The sequence below is a fragment of the Allobosea sp. 01N443 genome, assembly GCF_056399325.1.
In genome coordinates this window covers 1-22,234 of record NZ_JBFTRC010000119.1, presented here as the reverse complement: position 1 = coordinate 22,234, position 22,234 = coordinate 1, and the positions used below count along the sequence as shown (strand labels likewise).

Sequence of the window (22,234 nt, the reverse complement as noted above, 5' to 3'; positions counted from 1 at the left end):
GACTTGTCGACAGCGGCAAGTAGCGGCCAGCACCATAAAACCAAGGCGACCATCATGCGGATCATCGGACATCGCGGCGCGCGCAATATCTGGGCGGAGAACAGTCTCAGCGGCTTCCGGCAAGTCTGCGACCTCAAGAACGTCTGCGACCTCAAGGTCGACGCGGTCGAACTCGATGTGCATCTCTCCGCCGATGGCGAGATCATGGTGATCCATGATCCGCTGCTCGAGCGCACCACGGACCATAAGGGGCCGGTCGCCGGGCTCTCCCGCGAGGCGCTGCGCAAGGTTCGGCTCAACGACACGCTGGGCGAGACGATCCCGACCTTGGCGGCCGTGCTCGACGTCTTCGCGCCGACCGGCATAGAGCTCGAGATCGAGATGAAGATGGACGCGCTCGGCAATCCCCATGCGGGACTGCTGGAGAAGGTCATCGCCCTGGTCGAGGCCAGAGGCATGGCCTCGCGCGTCGTCCTGACCTGCTTCGTTCCCKAGGTCATCGAGGAGATCCGGGCGAAGGCCCCGCACATGCGCCGCCTCGCTTCGGTCGATCGCCGCTCCTGCGAAGCCTTCGGCGGCGTTGATGCCACCTTGCGGCGCTTCGTCGATCTCGGCTGCATCATCGCGGTCGAGCAGTCGCTGCTGCGGCTGGCACTCGATCGTGCGCTGGGCATTGTCGGGCGCGAGAAACTCGGTGTCTGGGTGCCGAACACCCTGCGCGAGCTTGATTACTGGCTGGGGCAGCCGATCGCGCAGATCACCAGCGATCGCCCCGATCTCGCCCTGCAATTGCTGGCCGCGAAGGCTGGGTGAGGCGATGGCCGTCACTCTGTCGCGGGCCCGGCTCGGCGAAATCGGCAGCGCGGTCGCCCGGCCGCGCTATCGGCCGGAGGATCTGAGCGCCGGCATCGTCCATTTCGGCGTCGGCAATTTCCACCGCGCGCATCAGGCCTGCTATCTCGACGAACTCTTCGAGAGCGGGCTCGATCGCGACTGGGCGATCATCGGCACCGGCGTGCAGGAAAGCGATGCGGCGATGGGGCGCGAGCTTGCCGCCCAGGACTTCCTGACCACGGTCGTCGCGCAGGAAGCGACCTCCGCGCAGGCGCGGATCACCGGTGCGATGATCGATTTCATCCCGCCCGGCGACAGGGCAGGGCTGCTCGCTCGCCTCGTCGATGCCCGCACGCGGATCGTCTCGCTCACMGTCACCGAGGGCGGCTACTACATCGATCCGGCGACGCAGGCCTTCGACGCGAACCACCCCGATATCATTGCGGATGCCGCCGATAGGCTCGCCTCTCCAAAGACCGCCTTCGGGCTGATCGGCGCCGCCCTTCTGCAGCGCCGCGCCGCCGGCCTTGCGCCCTTCACGGTGATGTCCTGCGACAACCTGCCGGGCAATGGCCATGTCACGGAGAATGCCGTCGCCGGGCTGGTGGAACTGGTCGACCGTTCCGACGCGCACTGGATCCGCGAGAGCGTCGCCTTTCCCAACGGGATGGTCGACCGCATCACGCCCGCGACCTCGGAGCGCGAGCGCGCGGCCCTGCGCAGCGATTTCGGCATCGACGACCGGCGCCCGGTCTTCTGCGAGGATTTTCGGCAATGGGTGCTGGAGGATCGCTTCCCCGCCGGGCGGCCGCGGCTCGAACAGGTCGGTGTCGAATTCGTCGCCGATGTCGCGCCCTTCGAGCTGATGAAAATCCGCATCCTGAATGGCGGGCACGCGGCGATCGCCTATCCCGCCGGCCTGCTCGATATCCATTTCGTACATGAGGCGATGGAGGACCCGCAGATCGCGCGTTTCCTCCGGGCCCTGCTCGATCACGAGATCATCCCGCTCGTGCCCCCTGTGCCCAATACCGACCTCGGGGCTTATCGGCGGACGATCGAGCGGCGCTTCGCCAATCCGAAGATCGGCGACACGATCCGCCGGCTTTGCCTGGACGGGTCGAACCGCCAGCCCAAGTTCATCCTGCCGACGCTGCGCGACGCGCTCGGGGCAGGCCGCCCCATCGACGGTCTCGCGCTCGTCTCCGCGCTCTGGTGCCGCTATTGCTATGGCGAAACCGAAAGCGGGCAGGCGATCGCGCCGAACGATCCGAGCTGGCAAAGGCTGACGGAGCAGGCCCGCAAGGCCAGAATCCAGCCGGAGTCCTGGCTCGCGATGCGGGATGTCTATGGCGATCTGGCGGACGACGCGCGCTTCCGGGAGGCTTTTGGTCAGACCCTGCAACGAATTTGGCACGTCGGCACGCGGGCGAGCCTCGACCACTATCTGGCCCGCAGCGCCCAGGGCTGAGCGCGTCGGCGTTCGGGCGCCGCGCTGCCAGGCTACACTCGGGGCATCAGGCTAGTCCGGTTCGCGGAACGGGGCGGGAATCTGGCTTATCAGGCAAGCTTGATGTCCAGCAGGCTTTCGATCGTCCTGATCCCGGTCTCCGCCTGGAGCCTCTCGTCGATCTCCTCTGCGCTGAGGCATCCTTCAAGCCAGAGGCCGTCGATCACGGCGTTGAGCGCGATGCTGAGGCGTTGCCGCTCGGATGGGCCTGGATTGCGCTGCTCGGCCGTCAGCACTTCTCCGATCAGGTGGTCGCAGGCGCATCGGTAGGCGAGATATTTGTCGCGATGCACCTCGGCGAAGGCAGGGTTGATCGGAACCTGGCTGATGAAGGTCGCCCATAGCGACAGGACGCGAGGATCGGCGACCGGCCCGCTGATGCTCGCGAGGATGAAACGGCGCAGCTTCTCATGCGCGCTGCCCTCCGTCTCGACGATCGCGAGAGGCGGTCCGGTGATGATCTCGATCGTCCGACGGTACGCTTCGACCATCAGATTGTCCTTCGACGCGAAGTGGTGCCGGATCAGGCCGTTGCTGACGCCGGCATGGGCAGCCACGGCGCGTACCGTCGTGCCCTGGATGCCGAGCTCCGCGATGCAGTCGAGCGCGGCTTCGATCAGGTCGGCGCGTCGGTTGAAGTCGGGGGCCCGCCTGAATGTCGCCGTCATCACTGTGCCTCCGATGCAGTCAGGGTCAGCAGATCAATATTATGCGCTTGYATAGTAGCTATACAATCGCATAGTCCCGCGCCACAAGACCCGCCACGACCCCGAACCCGACGCACCGGCAGACACAGCGCTTGACCCAGCATTCGACACACATGAGTGAGCGCTCCAGGGGGACGTTCCTCGTCCTGGCGGCGACGATCTGCTGGAGCGCCAGCGGGCTCTATTCGCGCCTGCTGACCACCGATGTCTGGACGGCGATCGGATGGCGCTCCCTGTTCGCCGGTCTCTTCCTGATTGGGCCCTTGCTCATGCTCGGCGGCGGCCTGTCGCGCCGGCACTGGCGGGCGGTCGTGCAGCCGGCGGGTTTGGCCATGATCGCCTGCCAGACGATCAGCCAGGCGAGCTTCATCGGCGCCTACTACACGACCAGCGTCGCCAACGTCGCCGCCATCTATGCAACCGCACCGTTCATTGCCGCGCTCCTGGGCTGGCTACTCCTGAAGGAGCGCGCGTCCTGGCGTACGCTGGCGACGGGCCTGGTCTGCCTGGTCGGGGTCGGCATCATCATGGCGTCGTCGATCGGCGGCGGGCGGGTCGTCGGAGACCTGCTTGCCCTCGTCATGACGGCCTCGTTCGCAATGGTCATCGTGCTGCCAAGGCTTAACCCGGACCTGCCGGCGCTGCCGCCCATCATCGTCAGCGCGCTTTTGACCTTCGTGCTGTTTGCCCCTTTCGGCTCGGCTGGTTCGCTCGACCTCCATAACTGGGTCGTGCTCGCGGCCTTCGGCGCCACGAATTTCTCGATAGCCCTGGTGCTCTTCATCATGGGCGCACGTCACCTGCCGCCGGCCGAGGCGGCGCTCATCGGGACCACGGAGATCGTGATGACCCCCTTGTGGGTCTGGCTCCTGCTGGCCGAGAAACCGCCGGTTGCCACGGTCATCGGGGGCGCGGTCATCTTCGCAGCGGTCGTCTGCCATACGGCGATCGAATTGACGCGGACCCGCCGGCTGAGCCGTTCCTGATGTGACATGCGGCCAGCCCGGTCGTTCAGGTCGGCTCGAAACGCCGGGTCTGGCTACGCTTGCGGATCGGGCCCCTTATCATCCCGAGGCCCTGGAATGTCCGGTGATCAGCGAGCCCGATCGGCGGGCCATGAACCAACACGGATTTTTGTTTGACCGGGCGTGGACGCGTGGTCGGATATGGCAGACCCTGTCGTCCGGGAATGGGCAAAGATGGGATGGATTGCGGCGCTCGATCGCGGGCGGGCTGGAGGAATATCGGACAGGCACAATTCATGCTTCGCGGGGATTGCAGCAGGGGAGGCCGGGATGACGAAAGCCACCTACACAGACTGGATGGCCGTGCTGGAGCGCATGGAGCGAACCCAGCGCGAGCACTATCTCGCAGGCCATGACGACGAGGGCGACGCTTTGGGCAAGCAGATCGAGCAATGGATACTGGCCGGCCGGGCCCAGGGCTATTGCGTGCGGGACGGCAGGCCCCTGACGGATACGCGGCACCCTTCCGAGACAAGCCTGGCCGGTGAGATGCAGCGCCAGTCGGGCCAGCACCGGTCGTCAAAGCACTGAGCCCCCGCGGGCGCGTAGCGCGCTGCAACAGGATGCCACGCGGCGAACGGGCATCCGCTGCGTGCAGGTGGCTCTGACGCTCGGGAGATCCCATGCAACGCGTCGCCTCCTGCACATGCGGCCAGCTGAGCATCACCGTCGAAGGCGAGCCGCGTGGGGTCGGCCTGTGCCATTGCCTGGCATGTCAGAGCCGAACGGGAAGCGCTTTCGCCTATCTGGCCAGCTTTGCCGCTCCCTACACGGTGTCCGGGCGGGCGTTCGAATATGTTCGTACCGGCGACCAGGGAGCGGCGTTCAAATTCCGCTTCTGTCCGGTCTGCGGGAGCAATCTCTTCCACAGCGAGGAGGGGGCGACCGGGGCGGTCTCGGTTGCTGTCGGCGCCTTCGGCGACCCGGATTTCCCGCTGCCCCAGGTGTCCGTCTACGACATCCGGCGGCATGGATGGGTTGCGCTGCCCACCGGCATCCAGGCGTTTCCGCGAGACCCGGACTGAGCGGTCGGATACCGGCCTCGCGCCTCCCGGATTGCCGCCTCAATCGGGCGCCTTGCGAAAATCCGTACCGTCGAGCACCTCCGCCAGAAGCCGCGTTCCCAGATCGGCTTCCGCCTCGGAAAGCCCGGAAAATCCGAACAGCAGTCTCGATGTATCGGAGGATGCGACGTTCATCCGGGACAGCGGCATGACGACGACGCCCTTCGCCAGGGCGGCCGCGGAGACAGCCCTGTCGTTGCTCCAGGTCCCCGTGCTGCGTGCGGTGAGATTGATGCCCTGATCGGGAACGACGACGGCAAGATGCTCGCTGGCACGGTCCCTCAGGAGGCCCGTCAGCAGATCCCGCGACGCGCGCAGTCGCTCCCTGAGGCGGCGCAGATGGGCTGGAAAATAGCCCTCATTGAGAAAATCGCCGACGACGCGTTGCTGGAAAGTCGGCGGGCAGCGGTCAAGCGCCGGGCGCACCGCCCGGAACACCGGCACCAGATCGGCCGGGACCACGAGATAGCCAAGCCGCAGGCTCGGCAGCAGGGCTTTGCTGAACGTGCCGGTGTAGAGGACACGATTGGCCTGATCCAGGCCTTGCAGCGAGGCGATCGGATGACCGTCATAGCGAAATTCGCTGTCATAGTCGTCCTCGACAATCCAGCAGCCATGCCCCCTTGCATAGGCGAGAAGCTCGAGCCGCCGCGGCAGGGAAAGAACGGAGCCGACCGGATACTGGTTTGACGGCGTCACATAGAACAGCGCCGGTGGTTGCAGCGAGCCGGCCGCCAAGACCTCCGTCATGACCCCCTCGTGATCCACGGGCAGGCCGACGATCTGCGCGCCATTGAGAGTCAGGCATTGTCTGGCCGGCGGATAACACGGGTCCTCGACAACGACGCTGTCGCCAGGTGAGGCCAGCACGCGAAAAGCCAGGTCGAGCGCCTGCTGCGTTCCGGCCGTGATGAACAACTGATCAGGCGTACAGCGCACCCCCCTCGAAACGGCCAGGTGAGCGGCGATCGCGGCCCGAAGCGCGGGCTCCCCCTGAATATCGCCATAGCCTTCAAAGGCGTAGTTCATGTGCCGGCCGGCAATGCGGCTCAGGAGGCCTGCGGTCCGCTCATCATGGGCGATCCGGCCGGTCACAAACGGCAGGGGCTTTTGTGGTTCGAGGCTGGGYCCGCAGGTCAGAACCCGCGTGACCGCTTGCGAGAGCGCGCGGCTGGTCGCATGAGCCGCTGGCTCCTTGCGTTCACCGGCTCTCAAGAGCCCATCCGGAACGCCTGCAGAAATATAGGTGCCCGACCCGTGGCGGGCGATGGCATAGCCCTCGGCGATCAGGATCTCATAGGCCTCGGCAATGGTGCCTCGCGACAGCTTCCACTCCTGCGACGCCAGGCGGGTCGAGGGCAGGCGCTGTCCCGCATCCAACCGGCCGTCGGCAATCGCACCGCGCAGGGCAAGGTAGAGCTGCCGCGCCAGGGATGCCGGGGAGGATGGATTGATACCCGGCTGAAAGCGAGCCGATGGGCTTTCCCTGCGCCGCTTCAGGTTCATCAAGCCTCCCATCCAAATGGCTCACCAAGTGGCTCAGGGTGGAATCGTATAGTGGCTCTGTAAAATGAATCAATAATGCATTCTGATTGAGCCACTTTCAAAGTGCCGCCGCAGATCGACGAGGAGAAGCAGGGATGGAGATGCAGGCGCCACGCCGCTGCAGGCCCTCTTCGACCGCGTCTTCGCCCATCACGGCTTCGCGGTCGGTTTTTGAGCCTTCTGCAAAGCGAATCTCCTGGAGTTCCTGATGTCGATGTCTTCGCCCCGATTGCGGATTGCCGTGCTGTTCGGCGGACGCTCTGCCGAGCATGACGTGTCCGTGCTGTCGGCCACCAATGTGATGAATGCCCTGGAGCCCGCGAAATATGACGCGGTACCGATTTTCGTGACGCGCGAAGGGCAATGGCTGCTGAGCCGCCTCGAGGGGGGCATGCTCGCCAAACCCGAGAGCGGTACGGAGGTCTCCCTCGTCCCGGGCGGACGCGGGCGAATGATCGCGATCGAGGCCGGCGGCAGGATGGTCGACGCCGGGACGATCGACATCCTGTTTCCCGTCCTGCACGGGCTCTATGGCGAGGACGGTTCGATACAGGGGCTTGCGGAAGTCGCGCGCGTGCCGCTCGCGGGCTGCGGCATCCTCGGCTCTGCGGCGGCGCTGGACAAGGATATCGCCAAGCGCCTGCTGCGGGCAGCCGGCCTTCCGGTCGCCCGATCCGTGACCATTAGCGACGATGCTGCACCTGACCTTCCTGCTTTGGAACGAGAACTTGGGCTACCGCTTTTCATCAAGCCGGCGCGGCAGGGCTCTTCGATCGGCGTCAGAAAGGTCTCCGGAAGCCAGGAATTCAGGCCGGCGCTGAGCGAGGGGTTCCGGCATGACCGCAAGTTGCTTGCCGAAGAATTCATCCAGGGGCGCGAGATCGAATTCAGTGTGCTGGAAGATCAAAGGGGCGGATTGTTCGTATCCCGGCCCGGAGAGATCGTTCCGGCCGTGAGCCATGGCTTCTACAGCTACGACGCCAAATATATCGACGAGAACGGTGCGGCGTTGAAGGTACCGGCGGAATTGCCCGCAGAGGTCGAGGCGCAGATGCGGGAGATGGCCGCCAGGGCATTCAGGGCTCTCGGCTGCGATGGCATGGCGCGCGTCGATTTCTTCCTGACGGCGGATATGCAGCCTCTCGTGAACGAGGTGAACACGATTCCGGGCTTCACCAATATCAGCATGTATTCCAAGGCGATGGCCGCCAGCGGCGTGAGCTATGCCGAAATCATCGATCGTCTCGTCTCGCATGGCCTGGCGCGCGCCGGTCGGGCCGGCTGACATTGCCGGTGAACGGGATCGGGGCGGCCGAGGCGAGCAGCGGTTGGAGCAACCGACCGATCGGCGTCGCTGTTCTCAGCGGATCATTGCCGACAACTCTGGCCGCCGTTCGGCAGTTCGATACCTCTGAGGGCGAGCTTTTGGCAAGGAACCGGGGCGAGCAACCGTCAGCGCAGGCGAGCACTCGATCCCGCGCTGTCGGCGCCGGACCAGGGCTTCGGGAGCGGTCTCGGTGGGAACGGGCGGCCGGCTCGGACGTTGGAGCCGCACATGCAAGATCCGGGCGGCGCCAAACCTGGCCCCGACGACTTGCAAGCCAGCGACGGRCAGCCATCATGAGCAAATCAAGATCGACGGGAACGCCAAGGGCAAACCCCGGCAACGGGGGCGAGACGCACCAGACTGCTTCTGCTCCGGACAAGCGGATCACGACGAACCACGGCGTGCCGGTGAGCGACAACCAGAACTCGCTCAGGGCGGGGCGGCGTGGCCCGACCCTGCTCGAGGATTTCGTGCTCCGGGAAAAGATCCAGCATTTCGACCACGAGCGCATTCCCGAGAGGATCGTCCATGCACGCGGCTCGGCGGCGCACGGCTATTTCGAGCTGACTGAGTCGCTGGCCGAATTCACCCGCGCCAGGATCCTCACCGAAGTCGGCGTCAAGACGGAGCTGTTCACGCGCTTCTCGACCGTCGCGGGCGGCGCCGGTTCTGTCGACACGCCGCGCGATGTGCGTGGCTTTGCGGTCAAGTTCTACACCCGGGAGGGCAACTGGGACCTCGTCGGCAACAACATCCCGGTCTTCTTCATCCAGGACGCGATCAAGTTTCCCGATCTCATTCACGCCGTGAAGATGGAGGCCGATCGCGGATATCCGCAGGCCGCCAGCGCCCATGACACCTTCTGGGATTTCATCGGCCTGATGCCCGAGGCCACCCACATGATCATGTGGGCGATGTCGGACCGGGCCATTCCGCGTTCGTTGCGCATGATGGAGGGTTTTGGAGTCAACACCTTCCGGCTTTTGAACGACAAGGATGAGCCGACCTTCGTCAAGTTCCACTGGCGGCCGAAGCTCGGCACGCAATCGACTTGCTGGGACGAGGCCGTGAAGATCGCCGGTGCCGATCCCGATTATCACCGTCGCGATCTGCATGAAGCCATCGCTGCGGGTGATTTTCCGGAATGGGAGTTCGGTGTCCAGCTCCTGAGCCAGAAGGAGGCGGACGCGCTGCCATTCGACATTCTCGATGCCACCAAGCTGATACCCGAGGAGCTCGTGCCGATCCGCTTCATCGGCCGCATGGTGCTCAATCGCAACCCGGACAACTTCTTTGCCGAGACGGAGCAGGTCGCCTTCCTGCCGACCAACATGCCGCCGGGCATCGATGTCTCGGAGGATCCGCTGCTGCAGGGGCGGCTTTTCTCCTATCAGGACACGCAGCTCTCGCGCCTTGGCACCGTCAACTTCCACCAGATCCCGATCAACAAGGCCAAGGGCTGTCCCTTCCAGAATCTGCAGCGCGACGGGCAGATGCAGACAAAGGTGTTCACGGGGCGCGCGAATTACGAGCCCAACAGCCTCAGCGAGGCCGGCGAGGACGGCGGGCCGCGCGAGGATCCGAACGGCGGCTTCCGGACCTTCGCCCTGCCGGTGGAGGAGACGAAGCTCAGGCTGCGTTCGGAGAGTTTCGCCGACCATTACTCGCACGCCCGACTGTTCTTTCGATCGCAGACGGAGATCGAGCAGGCCCACATCGCCAGCGCGCTGGTCTTCGAGCTGTCGAAGGTCTCGCTCGACCATGTCCGCTTGCGGGTTCTCTCCAATCTACGCAATGTCGACGAGACACTGGCCGGTCGCGTCGCGGACGGCATGAACATGGCGCTGCCCAAGGCATCGGCGCCGGCCGTGGCCCCGCAGGACATGGAGGTTTCGCCAGCCCTGCGCATCGTCGGCAAGTATCCCGAGACGCTGAAGGGCCGGGTGGTCGGTGTCCTGGTTTCGGACGGGGCGGACGGAGCCTTGATCGACATGCTTGGAAAGGCCGTCGAGGGCGAGGGCGGCACGGTCAAGATCGTCGCGCCAAGGATCGGCGGCGTGACCTTGAAGGGCGGCAGGACGCTGAAGGCCGACGGTCAACTGGCGGGCACGCCGTCGGTGATGTTCGACGCTATCGCCCTCGTGCTGTCCGAAGCAGGTTGCGCAGCCCTGCTCAGCGAGGGCGCAGCCATCGATTTCGCCAAGGACGCCTTTGGCCATCTCAAGGCGATCGGCTTCAGCGCCGAAGCGAAACCGCTCCTCGACAAGGCGGGCATCGTCGCGGATGCGGGCGTCGTGGAGCTCGGTGCCAAGGCTCAGGCCTTTCTTGCCCCCGCCTGCACGCGCCAATGGGGCCGCGAGCCAAAGGTTCGTACCCTGGCTTGAGCCGGAAGGTCGGGAACCCGCAAGGCTCGGCCTGCGGGATGGGCCCACCATGCAGAACGGTGGTGGGTCTTTCCGTTGGGCAGGAGGCGTCAAAGCGGTTTGCTGCTAGGAATGCGGCAGATCGGGTGGGACGCGGATAGGCGAAGCATGGGCGTCGAGCTGCGCGAAGTGACCGCCGCAACCGTTCGATCGATCTGCAGCCTGGAGGTCGCCGACGAACAGCGCACCTATGTTGCGCCTGTAGCGGTATCGATAGCTCAGGCTCATTTCGAGCCGACATCGATGTTTCGAGCGATCTATGCGGATGACGAGCCCGTGGGCTTCATCCTGTGGCGCAGCGGGGAACAGCCGAAATCGGCTTATCTCTGGCGCTTCATGGTCGACAGGAAGCACCAGGGAAAAGGCCATGCGCGTGCCGCGATGGAATTGGCCTTTACGGAATGGCGTGCGCTCGGCTTCGATACCTTGATCACCAGCGTTGTTCTGGGCCAGCACAGCCCGCTGGGCTTTTACCTGTCGCTTGGATTTACAGAGGCGAATGAGACCACGCGCCATGGCGAATGGGTTCTTCGCAAGACGCTCTAGCCGCGCGCTGGCATCGGATCGCCGCCGACTGGCCCGTCTCCGGAGCGCTCAGCCGGTGCCGTTGAATTCGGTACGAAATTCATGAAATTCGCGGGCAACAAGGTTCGGATCGCTCGTCTAGCCTCTGCAACCTTGCCAATCCGGCATGTGCAGAGCCGGCCTGCGCTTGACCCGTCAGCAGTCGCGTCCCGGCACCGTGCCGGCCAGGACGCGGGCGACCGGGGCGCCCAGGGCGGCCCATCGGGAACCGGAGGGATGCCCGTTCGTTTCACAGTGATCCGCGAGGATTCCCACGAACTGGCCCGCCATCCCGAGAGAGATGGTGGGTCTTTTTCGTTAACCTTCGCACGATAACTTCCTCAATCGATGGAACCGATCGGGGAAATGGGAATTTCCCTTCCGTCATGCTACATTGGATGGGCGGCGTCGTCGTCCTGGCAACGAGGGATAACCGATATGAAAACCATACTGGTTCTGGCCGTTTCTGTGGGGCTGATGGGCATTGGTGGCTGTGCCGCCGATATGTACGGCAAGGGCAAAGGCAAAGCCCCGCCGCCGGTGGCTTCGCCGATCGTGACCAAGGGCTGAGGCCCGAATCCAGCGACCCTCGGGTCGCCCGAGTTTGCCCGCTGCTCCGAAAGGGGCGGCGGGTCTTTTTTTGTCTGCCTGTGCCGGTCCTGCCGCGGATCGGCCCGACCTGCCGCTACAGCGAGCCGCGCGTGGCACCCGCTGCCGAACGGCCGAGCGCCTCGTCCGCTGGGTGTTGACGATAATCGAGGGCGGGGTGGATGATCGGCTGCCGACCGCGCGATCCGAACTGCTGGCAACGACACCCTGCTGTTCAGCGAACTTGGCCTGTCATAGAGGATTGAAGCCAGATGTTGCGAATGTCCATTGTGGTCATTGCGGCGCTGCTCGTGACAGGCGTCGTCGCATTCGAAGATATCGATGGCAGTTTGGCCAAGCTGGAGCCGATAGACCGAGCAACCCTGATTGAGGCTATCGATCTGCACATGAACGACGGTACTTCGACTAAAATCAGAAATGTCAGGCCTGTGTCTGAGAACGTATACCTTTGCGGATGGATCGATTCAAAGAATAGCTTCGGCGCCTATGTGGGATACCGCAGATTTATTCTCCACATGGGCAGCAAGGAATTTTTATACGACGGAGATTTCCACCGAGGCACCGAGCATCTCGCCGCATCGACCAAACGATTTATTGGCGCGAAGTGCGGGCAGGGGTCGTAATTGCGCGCGATCGTATGGGCGAGGAGCAACGAGCGGGCGGATCAGCCCAACATGCCCGTGGACGAGAAATACAGAGCACGCTGCGGAGCCGGGAGCATCGCGACGTCACGGCGCAGCTTCAGCCGGTCGTCCTGAGCAATGGTAGCCGCTCGTTCGCTGGCCTGAGAGGCCGCCCCATAGCGCAGGGAACCGAATGCCCCACCGGAGGTTGCTCGATTGTGGCGCTGGCCACGGGCAATCAGGAGGAGGGGGCAATGGACGGTATCATCTATCTCGTCGGGTTGATTGTGGTGGTCATGGCCATCCTCTCGTTCCTTGGTCTGCGTTGAGAGGAGGCGAGAATGGCTGTTCTTCCCACAGAAACCGATGTCTCGATCGCGGTCGCGCCGGCTCCGTCCTCCTATCTGGAATGGGCCCCCATCCTGGGGGGAGCGGTGCTCGCAGCCGCCATCTCCTCGATCATGACGGCCTTCGGATCGGCGATCGGGCTTTCCTTGGTTTCGGCGGAGCCTTCGCGCAGCTCTTCGCTCGCCGTGCTCGGCATCGCAGCAGCGCTATGGGCGCTCTGGGTCACCGTCTCGGCCTGCATTGCCGGCGGCTATGTGGCCGGCCGGATGCGGCGCCCTGTTCCCGATGCCACCGCCCACGAACGGGAGATGCGTGACGGAGCGCATGGCCTCCTGGTCTGGGCAACGGGGGCGCTCCTGCTGGCTTTCATCGCGACGTCATCGGCTGTTGGCGCGGGCCGCACAGCCCTTGAGGGCGCGGCAGCCGCAACCTCGGGGGCGACTTCGCTCCTGAAGCTGCAGCCGGATCCGCTCGGCTCGGCCATCGATGGCATCCTGCGGGCGCCCGGCGCCGGTGCGCCGGTGACGCCCGAAGAGCGTTCGGAGCTGAGCCGGCTGATGTCGACGGCGATGGGGAATGGCACGCTCGATCCGGCGGACCGCGACTATATCGCGACCCGCATGGCAAGCCGTGCCGGGATCGGCAAGCCCGAGGCGGAAAAGCGTGTCGATGACACGCTGGCAAAACTGAACCAGGCCAAGGAGACGGCGAAGCAGGCCGCCGAAAAGGCACGGAAGGTCGGCATCATCTCGGCCTTCCTGACGGCCGCCGTGCTTCTCGTCGGTGCTGCCGCGGGCTGGTTCGGGGCGGTGCTTGGAGGTGGCCACCGTGACGAGCAGCGCGAAATGCCGGGTTGGGGCCGGCGCCGTCTCTGATCCAGGCGTTCCCACAGGTCGAAGCCCGCCGGGTTTCGGCCTGTCCTTGCGTTCAGGCAGGATGAAGCGGCCGCCGGGATTGGCGGCCCTTCTGCGTTCTCGGGCCCAGGGGCTCCGCAATCGCGGCAGCGGAGGGGCGGGAGCCCCCCTGTTTGGGTTGCGCTCAGCCGCCGGTCAGGTCGCGGCTTTGGCGATCGAGCTCCGCATTGTAGCGGCGCAGGGCGAACTGCTCGGTCAGAAGGCCGATCACTTGCAGCGTCTCGCGACTGTCGACGACGGCGAGTTCCTCGCTCTGCGATGCGGCAAACAGCGCCGCAGCCTCGCGGATATTCATCGAAGGCAGCAGGACGTCCTTCTGGTTGCGGGCGAGTTCAGCGACCGTGGCGACCTCCAGATCGGCGCCATACGCCTCGGATACCAGCACCAGGCCGGCATAGCGGCCCTGTCCATCGACCAGCACGGCGCGCTGGTTCGCGCCCAGCGGGAATGCGCGGCGGAAGCCTTCGAGGGATGTGCCTTCCGCGACCGTCCGGACATCCCGGCGCATCATGCGCCCGACGGCGAGGTCGCGAACCCAGCCGATATCGGCAGCGCTGCGGATCGCCTCGCCGCGCAGGTGGAAGCGCCAGGTCGCGAAGGAATAGCCGAAGGTGCGGCGCACCGTGATCGAGGAGACGACCGAGGCGGCGAGCACCGCCACCGTGAGCGGCAGGCTCCCCGTCGTCTCCAGGGCGAGCAGGGCCATGGTCAGCGGGCCACCGACGACTGCGGTTGCCATCGCGCTCATGCCGACGACGGCGAAGACCGTCGAAGCGGCCGGAATCCCGAACCCGGCGGTCCAGGCCAGAGCCATCAGCTTGCCGAACATGGCGCCGATGAAGAGCGAGGCGAAGAACAGGCCGCCGCGAAAGCCGGAGCCGATCGAGACCGCCGAGGCGATCGATTTCAGCAGGATCACGGTGAGGAGGAAGGACGCCGTGTAGTCGGCGGCGAAGCCGACATGCAGCGCGCTGTGTCCCGAGGACAGGACGGTCGGCGTCAGCAGGGCCAGCAGGCCCACCATCAACCCCCCGATGGCGGGACGCAGGGCGAGCGGCAGTCGGCTTTGCCTGAACAGGTACTCGGCCAGCGATACGCCCCGCATCAGCAGGATGCCGAGGCCGGCGCAGAGTGCCCCCATCACCATCACGAGGACATAGTCCTGCCCGGTGAGCGGCGCGGTGATGTCGACCTGGAACGGCATCGGCGTCAGGAAGAGCCGGGTCACGCCTATGGCGCAGAGCGAGGCGACGACGACCGGGGCGAGCATCGCGACGGTATAGGTCGCGATGATGAGCTCGAAGGCGTAGAAGGCGCCGGTCAGCGGCGCATCGAAGGCCGCGGCGATCGCGCCGGCGGCGCCGCAGCCGACCAGCACCCGCAAGTCGGCGCGCCGGACCTGCAGCAGGCGTCCGATCTTGGAGGCGAAGGCGGCACCGCCCTGCGTATAGCCGGCCTCCATGCCAACGGACGCGCCAAAACCGTTCGAGACCAGCGTCTGGGCCACGAGGATCAGGCTGTCCCGAAGCGACAGGCGCCCGCCGTGGAGAGCATTGGCCTCGATCGGGTCGACGACGGAGCCCCGCCTGCGGCGAGCCAGCACCACGCCGAGCACTCCCATCAAGAGGCCCCCCAGGACAGGTATTGCGACCGCGCGGAGCGGATCGACCAGGGCTGCGCCGCTGACGTCGCCCTTATGGGTCGCAAAAAAGGACAGGTGCAGGAATTTCGAAGCCCCGACCATCGCAACGACGAGCAGGCCGGCCGCGATGCCGACCAGGCCGGCGAAGACGACGAGCGCGATCTCGTCGCTGCGCAGCCGCCGTGGCAGGTCCCGTCTGAAGCGTAGCCAGGCCGCACGCGCGTTGCGGCGCAGACGGTTGCGACCGAGGGTTCCGAAGACCGTTGGCTCCACCACGCCTGTCACCCCAGCTAGCCGCATTCGGCTGGGAACCACGACGAGGCGCATCGAGCCGCCCCGGCCGTGTCAACCTGCCGCGTGCTAGATGGCCCGCCCCCTGCGCGTCAACCCGCCGACGGTTCTCGTCGATCCGCTGCCCCTGACGATCGCGCTGCATTGGCTGCATCAGCGCGCGCTCACTCAGCCAGCGCTCGCATGACCTTGATCAGGTCGGATTTTCCCTCGAATCCGATTCCCGGCAGGTCCGGCATGACGATGTGGCCGTCCTCGACACGAACCGAATCCGGGAAGCCGCCATAGGGCTGGAAGAGATCGGGGTAGCTCTCGTTGCCGCCCAGGCCGAGGCCAGCCGCAATATTCAGCGACATCTGATGCCCGCCATGGGGAATGCAGCGGGACGGCGACCAGCCAAATTGCTGGAGGACATCGAGCGTTCTGAGATATTCGACAAGCCCGTATGACAGGGCGCAGTCGAACTGAAGCCAGTCGCGATCCGGGCGCATGCCGCCGTAGCGCAGCAGGTTGCGTGCGTCCTGGTGAGAGAAGAGGTTCTCGCCCGTCGCCATCGGCCCCGGATAGAATTCCGAGAGGGCGGCCTGGAGGGCGTAGTCGAGCGGATCGCCGACTTCCTCGTACCAGAATAGAGGATAATCCCGCAGCATCTTGGCGTAGGCGATGCCGGTCTCCAGGTCGAAACGGCCATTCGCATCCACCGCCAGCTGGGCTTGCGATCCGATCTCCTTCAGCGCCGCCTCGATGCGCTCGCGGTCCTCGTCGATCGGGGCCCCACCGATTTTCATCTTGACGACAGTGTAGCCTCATTCGACATCATCGCTGCCCAGACGCGCTGGGGATCGAGATTGGTGCCGGCATCATCGAGCAGGCTCTTCGGCTCGGCCTCGAGAATGCGATTGCGGAAGCGCTCTCGGATGAGGCCGCCCTGGCCATAGCGCCCGTTGGAATTGAAGCCGTATCCAACTACGCGTCGGCCGTCGCGCACGACATCGGTCACGACGGCAACAAGGCTCGCCGTCATCTTCGAGAAGTCGATATAGGCGTTGCGGATGGGAGAGGCGATGGGCTTCGTGATCTCGACGACATCGACGATACGCATGGTCAGGTCCTTCCGTTCGGTTCTGGATTTTGTGCTGGTGGAGCGTCAATGCGCCAGGCCCGGCGCGATCCCGGCCTGCTGGCCTCCGTGGGACCGCTCGGCTTGGCTATGCCGACAGCGAATGTTTCCGAAGAGGGGAGGCTGGGGACATTCGCTCGCCTGGTGAAGCCTGGGCGATCCGCTGCAAGCTGGTGTCGACCTTGGGCGAGGCCCGTCCGAACCTGCTCGAAGGTCGATCGACGCTGGAGGCAGAATTCGCTGATCCTGCTGATTATTGACCAGTTTTCCATTCGATAAGGCGCCCCATTCCGTTCCGCGAGGCGCTTGCTTGCCTCTGTTCGGGCGCCGTCCGGCGGAACCTCCGCTGAGGGGCGGGAACAGCCGCAGATGACGACGGGAGCGACGGTTAGAACTGCTTTGCGGCAAACGCCAATGCTGTTGCCGGAATTGATCATGCGTTTTAGGCATTACCAATGGAACTGATCTGGCTTGAGGATTACCTGGCGCTGGCTGATGCCTTGAATTTCTCCAGGGCCGCTTCTGCACGGCACGTGACCCAGCCGGCCTTCAGCCGGAGGATCCGCGCGCTTGAGGATTGGATCGGTGCGCCCTTGTTCATCCGCACCACGCATAGCGTCGCGCTGACACCGGCAGGCGAGCAGTTCCGCAATCAGGCGGAGGTTCTGACACGCGCGTTGCATCAGTTGCGGCGCGATACCCTGGAGGTTGCCGGACGTGGCGCCGGTCCGTTGTCTATCGCGGCAACCCACGCCCTTTCCTTCACGTTCTTTCCGAAATGGGTTCGTGGAAATGAGAAGATCCTGGCCCTTGGGACCCTCAACCTGATCTCCGACAGCATGCAGGCCTGCGAGCAGATGATGCTGCGGGGGGATGTGCAGTTCCTGCTTTGCCACCATCACCCCAGCATTGGCAGCCGGGTCGAAACCAGCCAGTTCAAGAGCATCGTGGTCGGGGCCGATACGCTCGTGCCGCTTTGTGCGCCCGACCAGGATGGGGCGCCGCGCTGGCGGCTCGAGCGCACTGTGCCGGTCAAGTATCTCGGTTACAGCGAGCAGTCCGGCCTGGGGCGGATCATTACCGGGCTTCGGCGCGCTGCAGATCGAAATGTTGCGCTGGAGACGGTCTTTACATCGCACCTCGCCGCCACATTGCTCTCGATGGCGCGCGCCGGAGACGGGGTCGCATGGCTGCCCCGAACATTGGCGGAGGAGGATATGTCGCTCGGCCGACTGGTCCAGGCCGGTGATCCCGGCCTGGCCATACCGATTGAGATCCGGCTGTTTCGTCCCATGGCCCGTCAGGGGCCCGTTGCCGAGGCCGTCTGGGCCGCATTCGAGCGGGGTTGAGGTTCAGCCCGCTATCAGGTGGCTGAACAGGATCGAGGTGCCGAGGCCGATGAGGGCGAGACCGCCGATCCGCTCGGCCCAGCGCCCGAATTTGGCGCCGACCAGGTTGCCGGCCATCATGCCCCCCGTCGACATCACGAATGTCGCAAAGCCGATGGCCAGCGCGACGACGAAGATGTTCACGTCCAGGAAGGCGAGCGACACGCCGACCGCCATGGCATCGATGCTGGTGCCGATCGCGGTCGCCATCAGGGCCCAGAGCGAGTTGCCATGCGCAGCATCATTGCGCTCGGCCGCAGGCTTCATGGAATGCAGGAGCATGCGCCCGCCGACGATGCCGAGCAGAACGAAGGCGATCCAGTGGTCGACGGCCGCGACATAGCGCCTGCGTGAAACGCGGGCGGCTGGAGGCGGCGCCCCGCCCGATCGAGGCCAGCAGGGCGTCGACGGACATGCCCACGGCGAGCACGGCGATAGAAGCAGGTGACATGGCAGTCTCAAATTGCGGACGGAGGACCAGAYGGATCTCGGGCCTTGTCCGCAAGGCCTCTCCGTCACGGTCTCGCTTGGCCGAAATCATCCGGCTGATCGCACCACGCAGTCCTCGCCGCGAGCGTGTTGATGCGATCGCGCGCCGAAGCACGCCGCTACTCCCCGATGCGTCTGCACCTAGTGAATCACGCTCATGATGTCAATTCGATAACGATTTCAAATTCTTAGCATTGAGACGCATTTGCATGTAGAAGAATGCCGCGGCCCTGCCGAAGCGACGCCGGGCGCGCTCGACGACCTCTGCGTCGAAGGCTACGGCTGGTGAGATCACGCGGGGAGGGGCACATCCGCCAGGCCGATTTCGTGCCTCTCGACTATCGCGCTTGCACCAGTCCTGTCCCTGCCGGACGTCAAACACGCGATCTTGAAACGGCAGCAACCGGAATTCCCAAGACAGGAATGGTCCGGCGCGTAGGATCGGCCGCGTGATGCCAATAACACCACAGGGGAGAACGACTGTGCCGCGCCTGACCGCCAAGGATTTTCCGCAGGAACTGCTCGAACTGTACGACTATTATGCGCACGGACGGATCACCAAGCGCGAGTTTTTCGATCGCGCCGGCAAATTCGCCGTGGGTGGCATGACGGCGGCGTCGATCCTGGCCTCGATGAGCCCCGACTACGCGCTCGCGCAACAGATCTCGTTCACGGACCCCGATATCACCGCCAGTTACCTCACCTACCCCTCGCCGAAGGGGAATGGCGATGTCCGCGGCTATCTGGTGCGTCCGGCAAAACTATCCGGCCGCGTCCCCGCGGTGGTCGTCGTGCATGAGAACCGCGGTTTGAACCCCTATATCGAGGATGTCGCGCGCCGGGTCGCGAAGGCCGGCTTCATCGCGCTTGCTCCGGATGGCCTGAGCTCCGTCGGCGGTTATCCCGGCAATGACGAGAAGGGCCGAGAACTGCAGCAGCAGGTCAATCCGGAGAAGCTGATGAATGACTTCTTCGCGGCCATCGAATTCCTGATGAAGAGCGATCAGACCACCGGCAAGGTCGGCATCACCGGCTTCTGCTATGGCGGTGGCGTCGCCAACGCGGCTGCCGTCGCCTATCCCGAACTCGGCGCGGCCGTGCCGTTCTATGGCCGTCAGCCCCGCGCCGAGGACGTGCCGCGGATCAAGGCGCCGCTCCTGATCCATTACGGCGCTCTCGACACCGGCATCAATGCCGGCTGGCCGGCCTATGAGGCGGCCTTGAAGGCGGGCGGGAAAACCTATGAGGCCTATATCTATCCAGGCGCCAATCATGGCTTCCACAACGACTCCACCCCCCGTTATGACGAAGCGGCCGCCAAGCTGGCCTGGGACCGGACCATCGCCTGGTTCAAGCGCTACCTGAGTTGAACGAGCGGAGCCTCATCCCGCCCGAGCGTGGGTGAGAGCGACCGGGGCGCGCCAGAATTCGCGGTCTCCGCACGGGGTAGGACGGCCATGGGCCGTTCGCTCTGCGCGGAGTACTGCGCCTGGGCGTGCAAGGGCCAAGGGTGGGCACGCGCTGTTCGGGGACGTGCTCCGCGAGAGCGCACATTCTGTTCGTGACGCTTGGGCTCGGTTTATAGCCGAATCAGCCTCATGATCCCGAGCGCTGCAGCCTATCGTTCCCGCGAGGTCCCATGCGCCTTGTCTTGACCACGACTGCCGCTCTTCTGTTCACGGCTCTCCCAACCCATGCCGATGAGCGCAGCGAGTGCCTCGCCGGCATCGCGCGCCTGCGCAGCGCGACTGCTGCAAGACCTGCCCCTCCCGACCGGGACACACTTCTCGGCACGCTGCGCCGGGCGGAGCGGGAGGCCGGCGAACGCCAGTTCGACGACTGTGTCGGGGTCCTCAAGGCCAGCGCCAGTGGCGGCGGCAAGAGCAGCCGGGATGACGATGACGCCGAGGAGGGCGCCGAAACCGAGGACATGTTCGGCTTTACGGAGGGCACCAGCATCCTCGAAAAGGGCAAGTTCGAAATCTCCGGCGCCGGCGAGGGTGCATTCGGCAAGCGCCTCGGCCGGTATCGGACGGGAGGCCTGGGTGGCAGCTTTGCGTTCGCCCCGGTCGACGGGCTCAGCATCGAGTTGGGGGCGGTCGGCAACCGCGTCTCGATCCGCGACGTACCGGGACTGGACAATCGCCACGGCGGCGGCTTCGGTGGCTTTGCCGCCGAGTTGAAATGGCAGGCTATCAAGCGGGGAGACGCCTCGCCCGTCGGCCTGACCTTTATCGTCGAGCCGGGCGCGAGCTTTCGCGACGCGGAGGCTGGCGGGCGTGGCCGGGGCGTGGGGCTGGAGGGGCGGATCGCGCTTGATGCCGAACTTGTTCCCAGGAGGTTGTTCGGTGGACTCAACCTGATCTACGAACTGGAGAAATTCCGCCCGCGCGGCGTAAACCTGTTCAATGGCGAAGCCGAGCCCTTGGAAGGCGTGTTATCCGGGCCGTGCCAGCCCTATGCCGAGGACGACGCCCTGGAGACATGCGTCGCGTCCGCGCGGCGCAAGTCAGCGGAGCGGTCCTCTCTCCTCGGGCTCTCGGGAGCACTCGCGATCCAGATCAACCCCAATGTCTTTATCGGCGGCGAGGTTCGCTATTTGCGCTCCTATGCCGGGCTCGGGTTGAACAGCTTCGAAGGACACGCCGTCTTCGTCGGCCCGACCCTCTACGCCAAGCTCAGCGAGACCGTGTCGATCTCCGCGGCCTACTCCGCCCAGATTGCCGGGAAGTCGGAAGCCACGCCAGGCCGGCGGCTCGATCTCGACAACTTCGCCCGTCACCAGGCCAAATTGAAGATCTCCTACGAGTTCTAGAGCGGATCGACATTCAGCGTAGCCATATCATTGCTGCGGCGAGGTGGACGAAGCCTGTGAAGTGGATGGTTCTGCGGTCGTAGCGTGTGGCGAAGCGGCGGAAGTGCTTGAGGCGATTGAAGCATCGCTCGATCCGGTTGCGGTGTTTGTAGATCTCGCCGTCGTGAGGGATGAAGACCTTGCGGTTGCGCTTGGACGGGATCACCGCCTGTGCCTTCATTGCGGCAATCTGGTTGCGCAAATCGTTGCTGTCATAGGCTTTGTCGGCGAGCGCCGCATCGGCTTCCTGACCTGCGAGGAGATCGGGAGCGGCTGTGATGTCGCTGGCCTGGCCGGGCGTGATGCGCAACCGCAAGGGCCGACCGAGCCTGTCGGCGAGCATGTGGACCTTGGTGGTCAGTCCCCCTCTGGAACGCCCCAGCGCCTGGTCCTTGGCCCCCCTTTTCCCGCCGCCGCTTGCTGATGGGCGCGCACGATGGTGCTGTCGAGCATCAGATATTGGTTATCACGGTCGGCGGTCAGCGCGTTGAACACCGCCTCCCACACCCCGGTATGGCACCAGCGACTGAAACGCCGATGCACCGTCTTCCACTTGCCATAGCGCTCGGGCAGGTCACACCAGTGGGCACCAGAGCGCAGAACCCACAGACAACCGTTCACAAACAGGCGGTTATCCGAGCCCGTCCGACCTGGATCGCTCGACTTGCCGGGCAGCAAGGGCGCAATCCGCAGCCATTGCGCCTCATTCAGCTCGTAGCGCTTGATCCCCATCATTGGCTCCGCGTCTCAACACGGAACCCCATGAATCAGACATCGCGCCAGTTGTGAATCCTGAATGTCGATCCGCCCTAGCTGTTTGATCCCGGGCTTTGATGGTGCAGTCTTTTCGCGTGAGTGGAAGGAGGCGCTATGGGCCAGGTTCACCATGGGAGCGCCACGACGACAGAGGCGGTTCGTCGAGCGATACAGCATAGTCAAGAGAGCCTGAGGGCTCTG

The 22,234-nt window shown here is 64.9% G+C and carries 18 protein-coding genes and 2 pseudogenes; 14 read left to right on the top strand and 6 right to left on the bottom strand.

The window, feature by feature from the left end; translation table 11 throughout:
• Both AC1DRP_RS24310 and AC1DRP_RS24305 read left to right on the top strand, forming a co-directional pair.
• A partial coding sequence (locus AC1DRP_RS24310; RefSeq protein WP_476769756.1) for a glycerophosphodiester phosphodiesterase family protein occupies positions 1-813 on the top strand: 813 nt, incomplete at its 5' end.
• 4 nt (positions 814-817) lie between these two features.
• Positions 818-2,305: a mannitol dehydrogenase family protein gene (locus tag AC1DRP_RS24305; RefSeq protein ID WP_441507930.1), complete on the top strand. Its 1,488-nt coding sequence runs from the start codon at positions 818-820 to the stop codon at positions 2,303-2,305.
• An 89-nt stretch (positions 2,306-2,394) separates the two neighbouring features.
• On the opposite strand, the gene AC1DRP_RS24300 is transcribed toward AC1DRP_RS24305, so the two are convergent.
• On the bottom strand, positions 2,395-3,012 hold the full coding sequence (locus AC1DRP_RS24300) for a TetR/AcrR family transcriptional regulator (protein ID WP_476769755.1): 618 nt from the start codon (positions 3,010-3,012) through the stop codon (positions 2,395-2,397).
• 152 nt (positions 3,013-3,164) lie between these two features.
• Between AC1DRP_RS24300 and AC1DRP_RS24295 the strand changes: the two genes are divergently transcribed.
• The 3 genes from AC1DRP_RS24295 to AC1DRP_RS24285 all read left to right on the top strand — a co-directional run bounded on the left by AC1DRP_RS24295 (position 3,165) and on the right by AC1DRP_RS24285 (position 5,101).
• Complete coding sequence (locus tag AC1DRP_RS24295; protein ID WP_476769754.1) at positions 3,165-4,037, top strand: DMT family transporter; 873 nt, start codon at positions 3,165-3,167, stop codon at positions 4,035-4,037.
• Positions 4,038-4,346: 309 nt separating this feature from the next.
• Complete coding sequence (locus AC1DRP_RS24290) at positions 4,347-4,607, top strand: hypothetical protein (protein ID WP_441488374.1); 261 nt, start codon at positions 4,347-4,349, stop codon at positions 4,605-4,607.
• A 92-nt stretch (positions 4,608-4,699) separates the two neighbouring features.
• Positions 4,700-5,101, top strand: a complete 402-nt coding sequence (locus AC1DRP_RS24285) for a GFA family protein (protein WP_441507927.1) — start codon at positions 4,700-4,702, stop codon at positions 5,099-5,101.
• 39 nt (positions 5,102-5,140) lie between these two features.
• Here the strand turns inward: AC1DRP_RS24285 and pdxR are convergent, their stop codons facing one another.
• Positions 5,141-6,646 (bottom strand): MocR-like pyridoxine biosynthesis transcription factor PdxR, encoded by a 1,506-nt coding sequence (gene pdxR / locus AC1DRP_RS24280; RefSeq protein ID WP_441507926.1) that lies wholly within the window; start codon positions 6,644-6,646, stop codon positions 5,141-5,143.
• A 247-nt stretch (positions 6,647-6,893) separates the two neighbouring features.
• Between pdxR and AC1DRP_RS24275 the strand changes: the two genes are divergently transcribed.
• The 6 genes from AC1DRP_RS24275 to AC1DRP_RS24250 all read left to right on the top strand — a co-directional run bounded on the left by AC1DRP_RS24275 (position 6,894) and on the right by AC1DRP_RS24250 (position 13,454).
• Positions 6,894-7,970, top strand: a complete 1,077-nt coding sequence (locus tag AC1DRP_RS24275) for a D-alanine--D-alanine ligase family protein (protein ID WP_441507925.1) — start codon at positions 6,894-6,896, stop codon at positions 7,968-7,970.
• Positions 7,971-8,305: 335 nt separating this feature from the next.
• Positions 8,306-10,396 carry a catalase gene (locus tag AC1DRP_RS24270; RefSeq protein ID WP_441507924.1) on the top strand — a complete coding sequence of 697 codons (2,091 nt, stop codon included), beginning with the start codon at positions 8,306-8,308 and terminating at the stop codon, positions 10,394-10,396.
• Positions 10,397-10,543: 147 nt separating this feature from the next.
• On the top strand, positions 10,544-10,981 hold the full coding sequence (locus AC1DRP_RS24265; protein WP_441507923.1) for a GNAT family N-acetyltransferase: 438 nt from the start codon (positions 10,544-10,546) through the stop codon (positions 10,979-10,981).
• A 456-nt stretch (positions 10,982-11,437) separates the two neighbouring features.
• A complete protein-coding gene (locus AC1DRP_RS24260; protein WP_113517473.1) occupies positions 11,438-11,569 on the top strand; it encodes an ABC transporter in 132 nt (43 codons plus the stop codon).
• Between the two features lie 299 nt (positions 11,570-11,868).
• Positions 11,869-12,231, top strand: coding sequence for a hypothetical protein (locus AC1DRP_RS24255; protein WP_441507922.1), 363 nt, complete (start codon positions 11,869-11,871; stop codon positions 12,229-12,231).
• 341 nt (positions 12,232-12,572) lie between these two features.
• On the top strand, positions 12,573-13,454 hold the full coding sequence (locus tag AC1DRP_RS24250; protein WP_441507921.1) for a hypothetical protein: 882 nt from the start codon (positions 12,573-12,575) through the stop codon (positions 13,452-13,454).
• Positions 13,455-13,617: 163 nt separating this feature from the next.
• On the opposite strand, the gene AC1DRP_RS24245 is transcribed toward AC1DRP_RS24250, so the two are convergent.
• Together AC1DRP_RS24245 and AC1DRP_RS24240 are read right to left on the bottom strand one after the other, a co-directional pair.
• Complete coding sequence (locus tag AC1DRP_RS24245) at positions 13,618-15,435, bottom strand: chloride channel protein (RefSeq protein WP_441507954.1); 1,818 nt, start codon at positions 15,433-15,435, stop codon at positions 13,618-13,620.
• Between the two features lie 155 nt (positions 15,436-15,590).
• Positions 15,591-16,534 (bottom strand): annotated as a pseudogene (locus AC1DRP_RS24240) (enolase C-terminal domain-like protein).
• 467 nt (positions 16,535-17,001) lie between these two features.
• Between AC1DRP_RS24240 and AC1DRP_RS24235 the strand changes: the two are divergent.
• Complete coding sequence (locus tag AC1DRP_RS24235) at positions 17,002-17,895, top strand: LysR substrate-binding domain-containing protein (protein ID WP_441507920.1); 894 nt, start codon at positions 17,002-17,004, stop codon at positions 17,893-17,895.
• Between the two features lie 3 nt (positions 17,896-17,898).
• Here AC1DRP_RS24235 and AC1DRP_RS24230 read toward each other — a convergent pair whose 3' ends face one another.
• Positions 17,899-18,453 carry a manganese efflux pump MntP gene (locus AC1DRP_RS24230; RefSeq protein WP_476769753.1) on the bottom strand — a complete coding sequence of 185 codons (555 nt, stop codon included), beginning with the start codon at positions 18,451-18,453 and terminating at the stop codon, positions 17,899-17,901.
• Between the two features lie 452 nt (positions 18,454-18,905).
• Here AC1DRP_RS24230 and yghX point away from each other — a divergent pair, with 452 nt between their 5' ends.
• Both yghX and AC1DRP_RS24220 read left to right on the top strand, forming a co-directional pair.
• Positions 18,906-19,793 (top strand): YghX family hydrolase, encoded by an 888-nt coding sequence (gene yghX, locus AC1DRP_RS24225; protein WP_441507918.1) that lies wholly within the window; start codon positions 18,906-18,908, stop codon positions 19,791-19,793.
• Between the two features lie 269 nt (positions 19,794-20,062).
• Positions 20,063-21,238, top strand: coding sequence for a hypothetical protein (locus AC1DRP_RS24220; RefSeq protein ID WP_441507917.1), 1,176 nt, complete (start codon positions 20,063-20,065; stop codon positions 21,236-21,238).
• 13 nt (positions 21,239-21,251) lie between these two features.
• On the opposite strand, the pseudogene AC1DRP_RS24215 reads toward AC1DRP_RS24220, so the two are convergent.
• Positions 21,252-22,009: pseudogene (locus AC1DRP_RS24215) on the bottom strand (IS5 family transposase).
• Positions 22,010-22,234 lie beyond the last annotated feature (225 nt).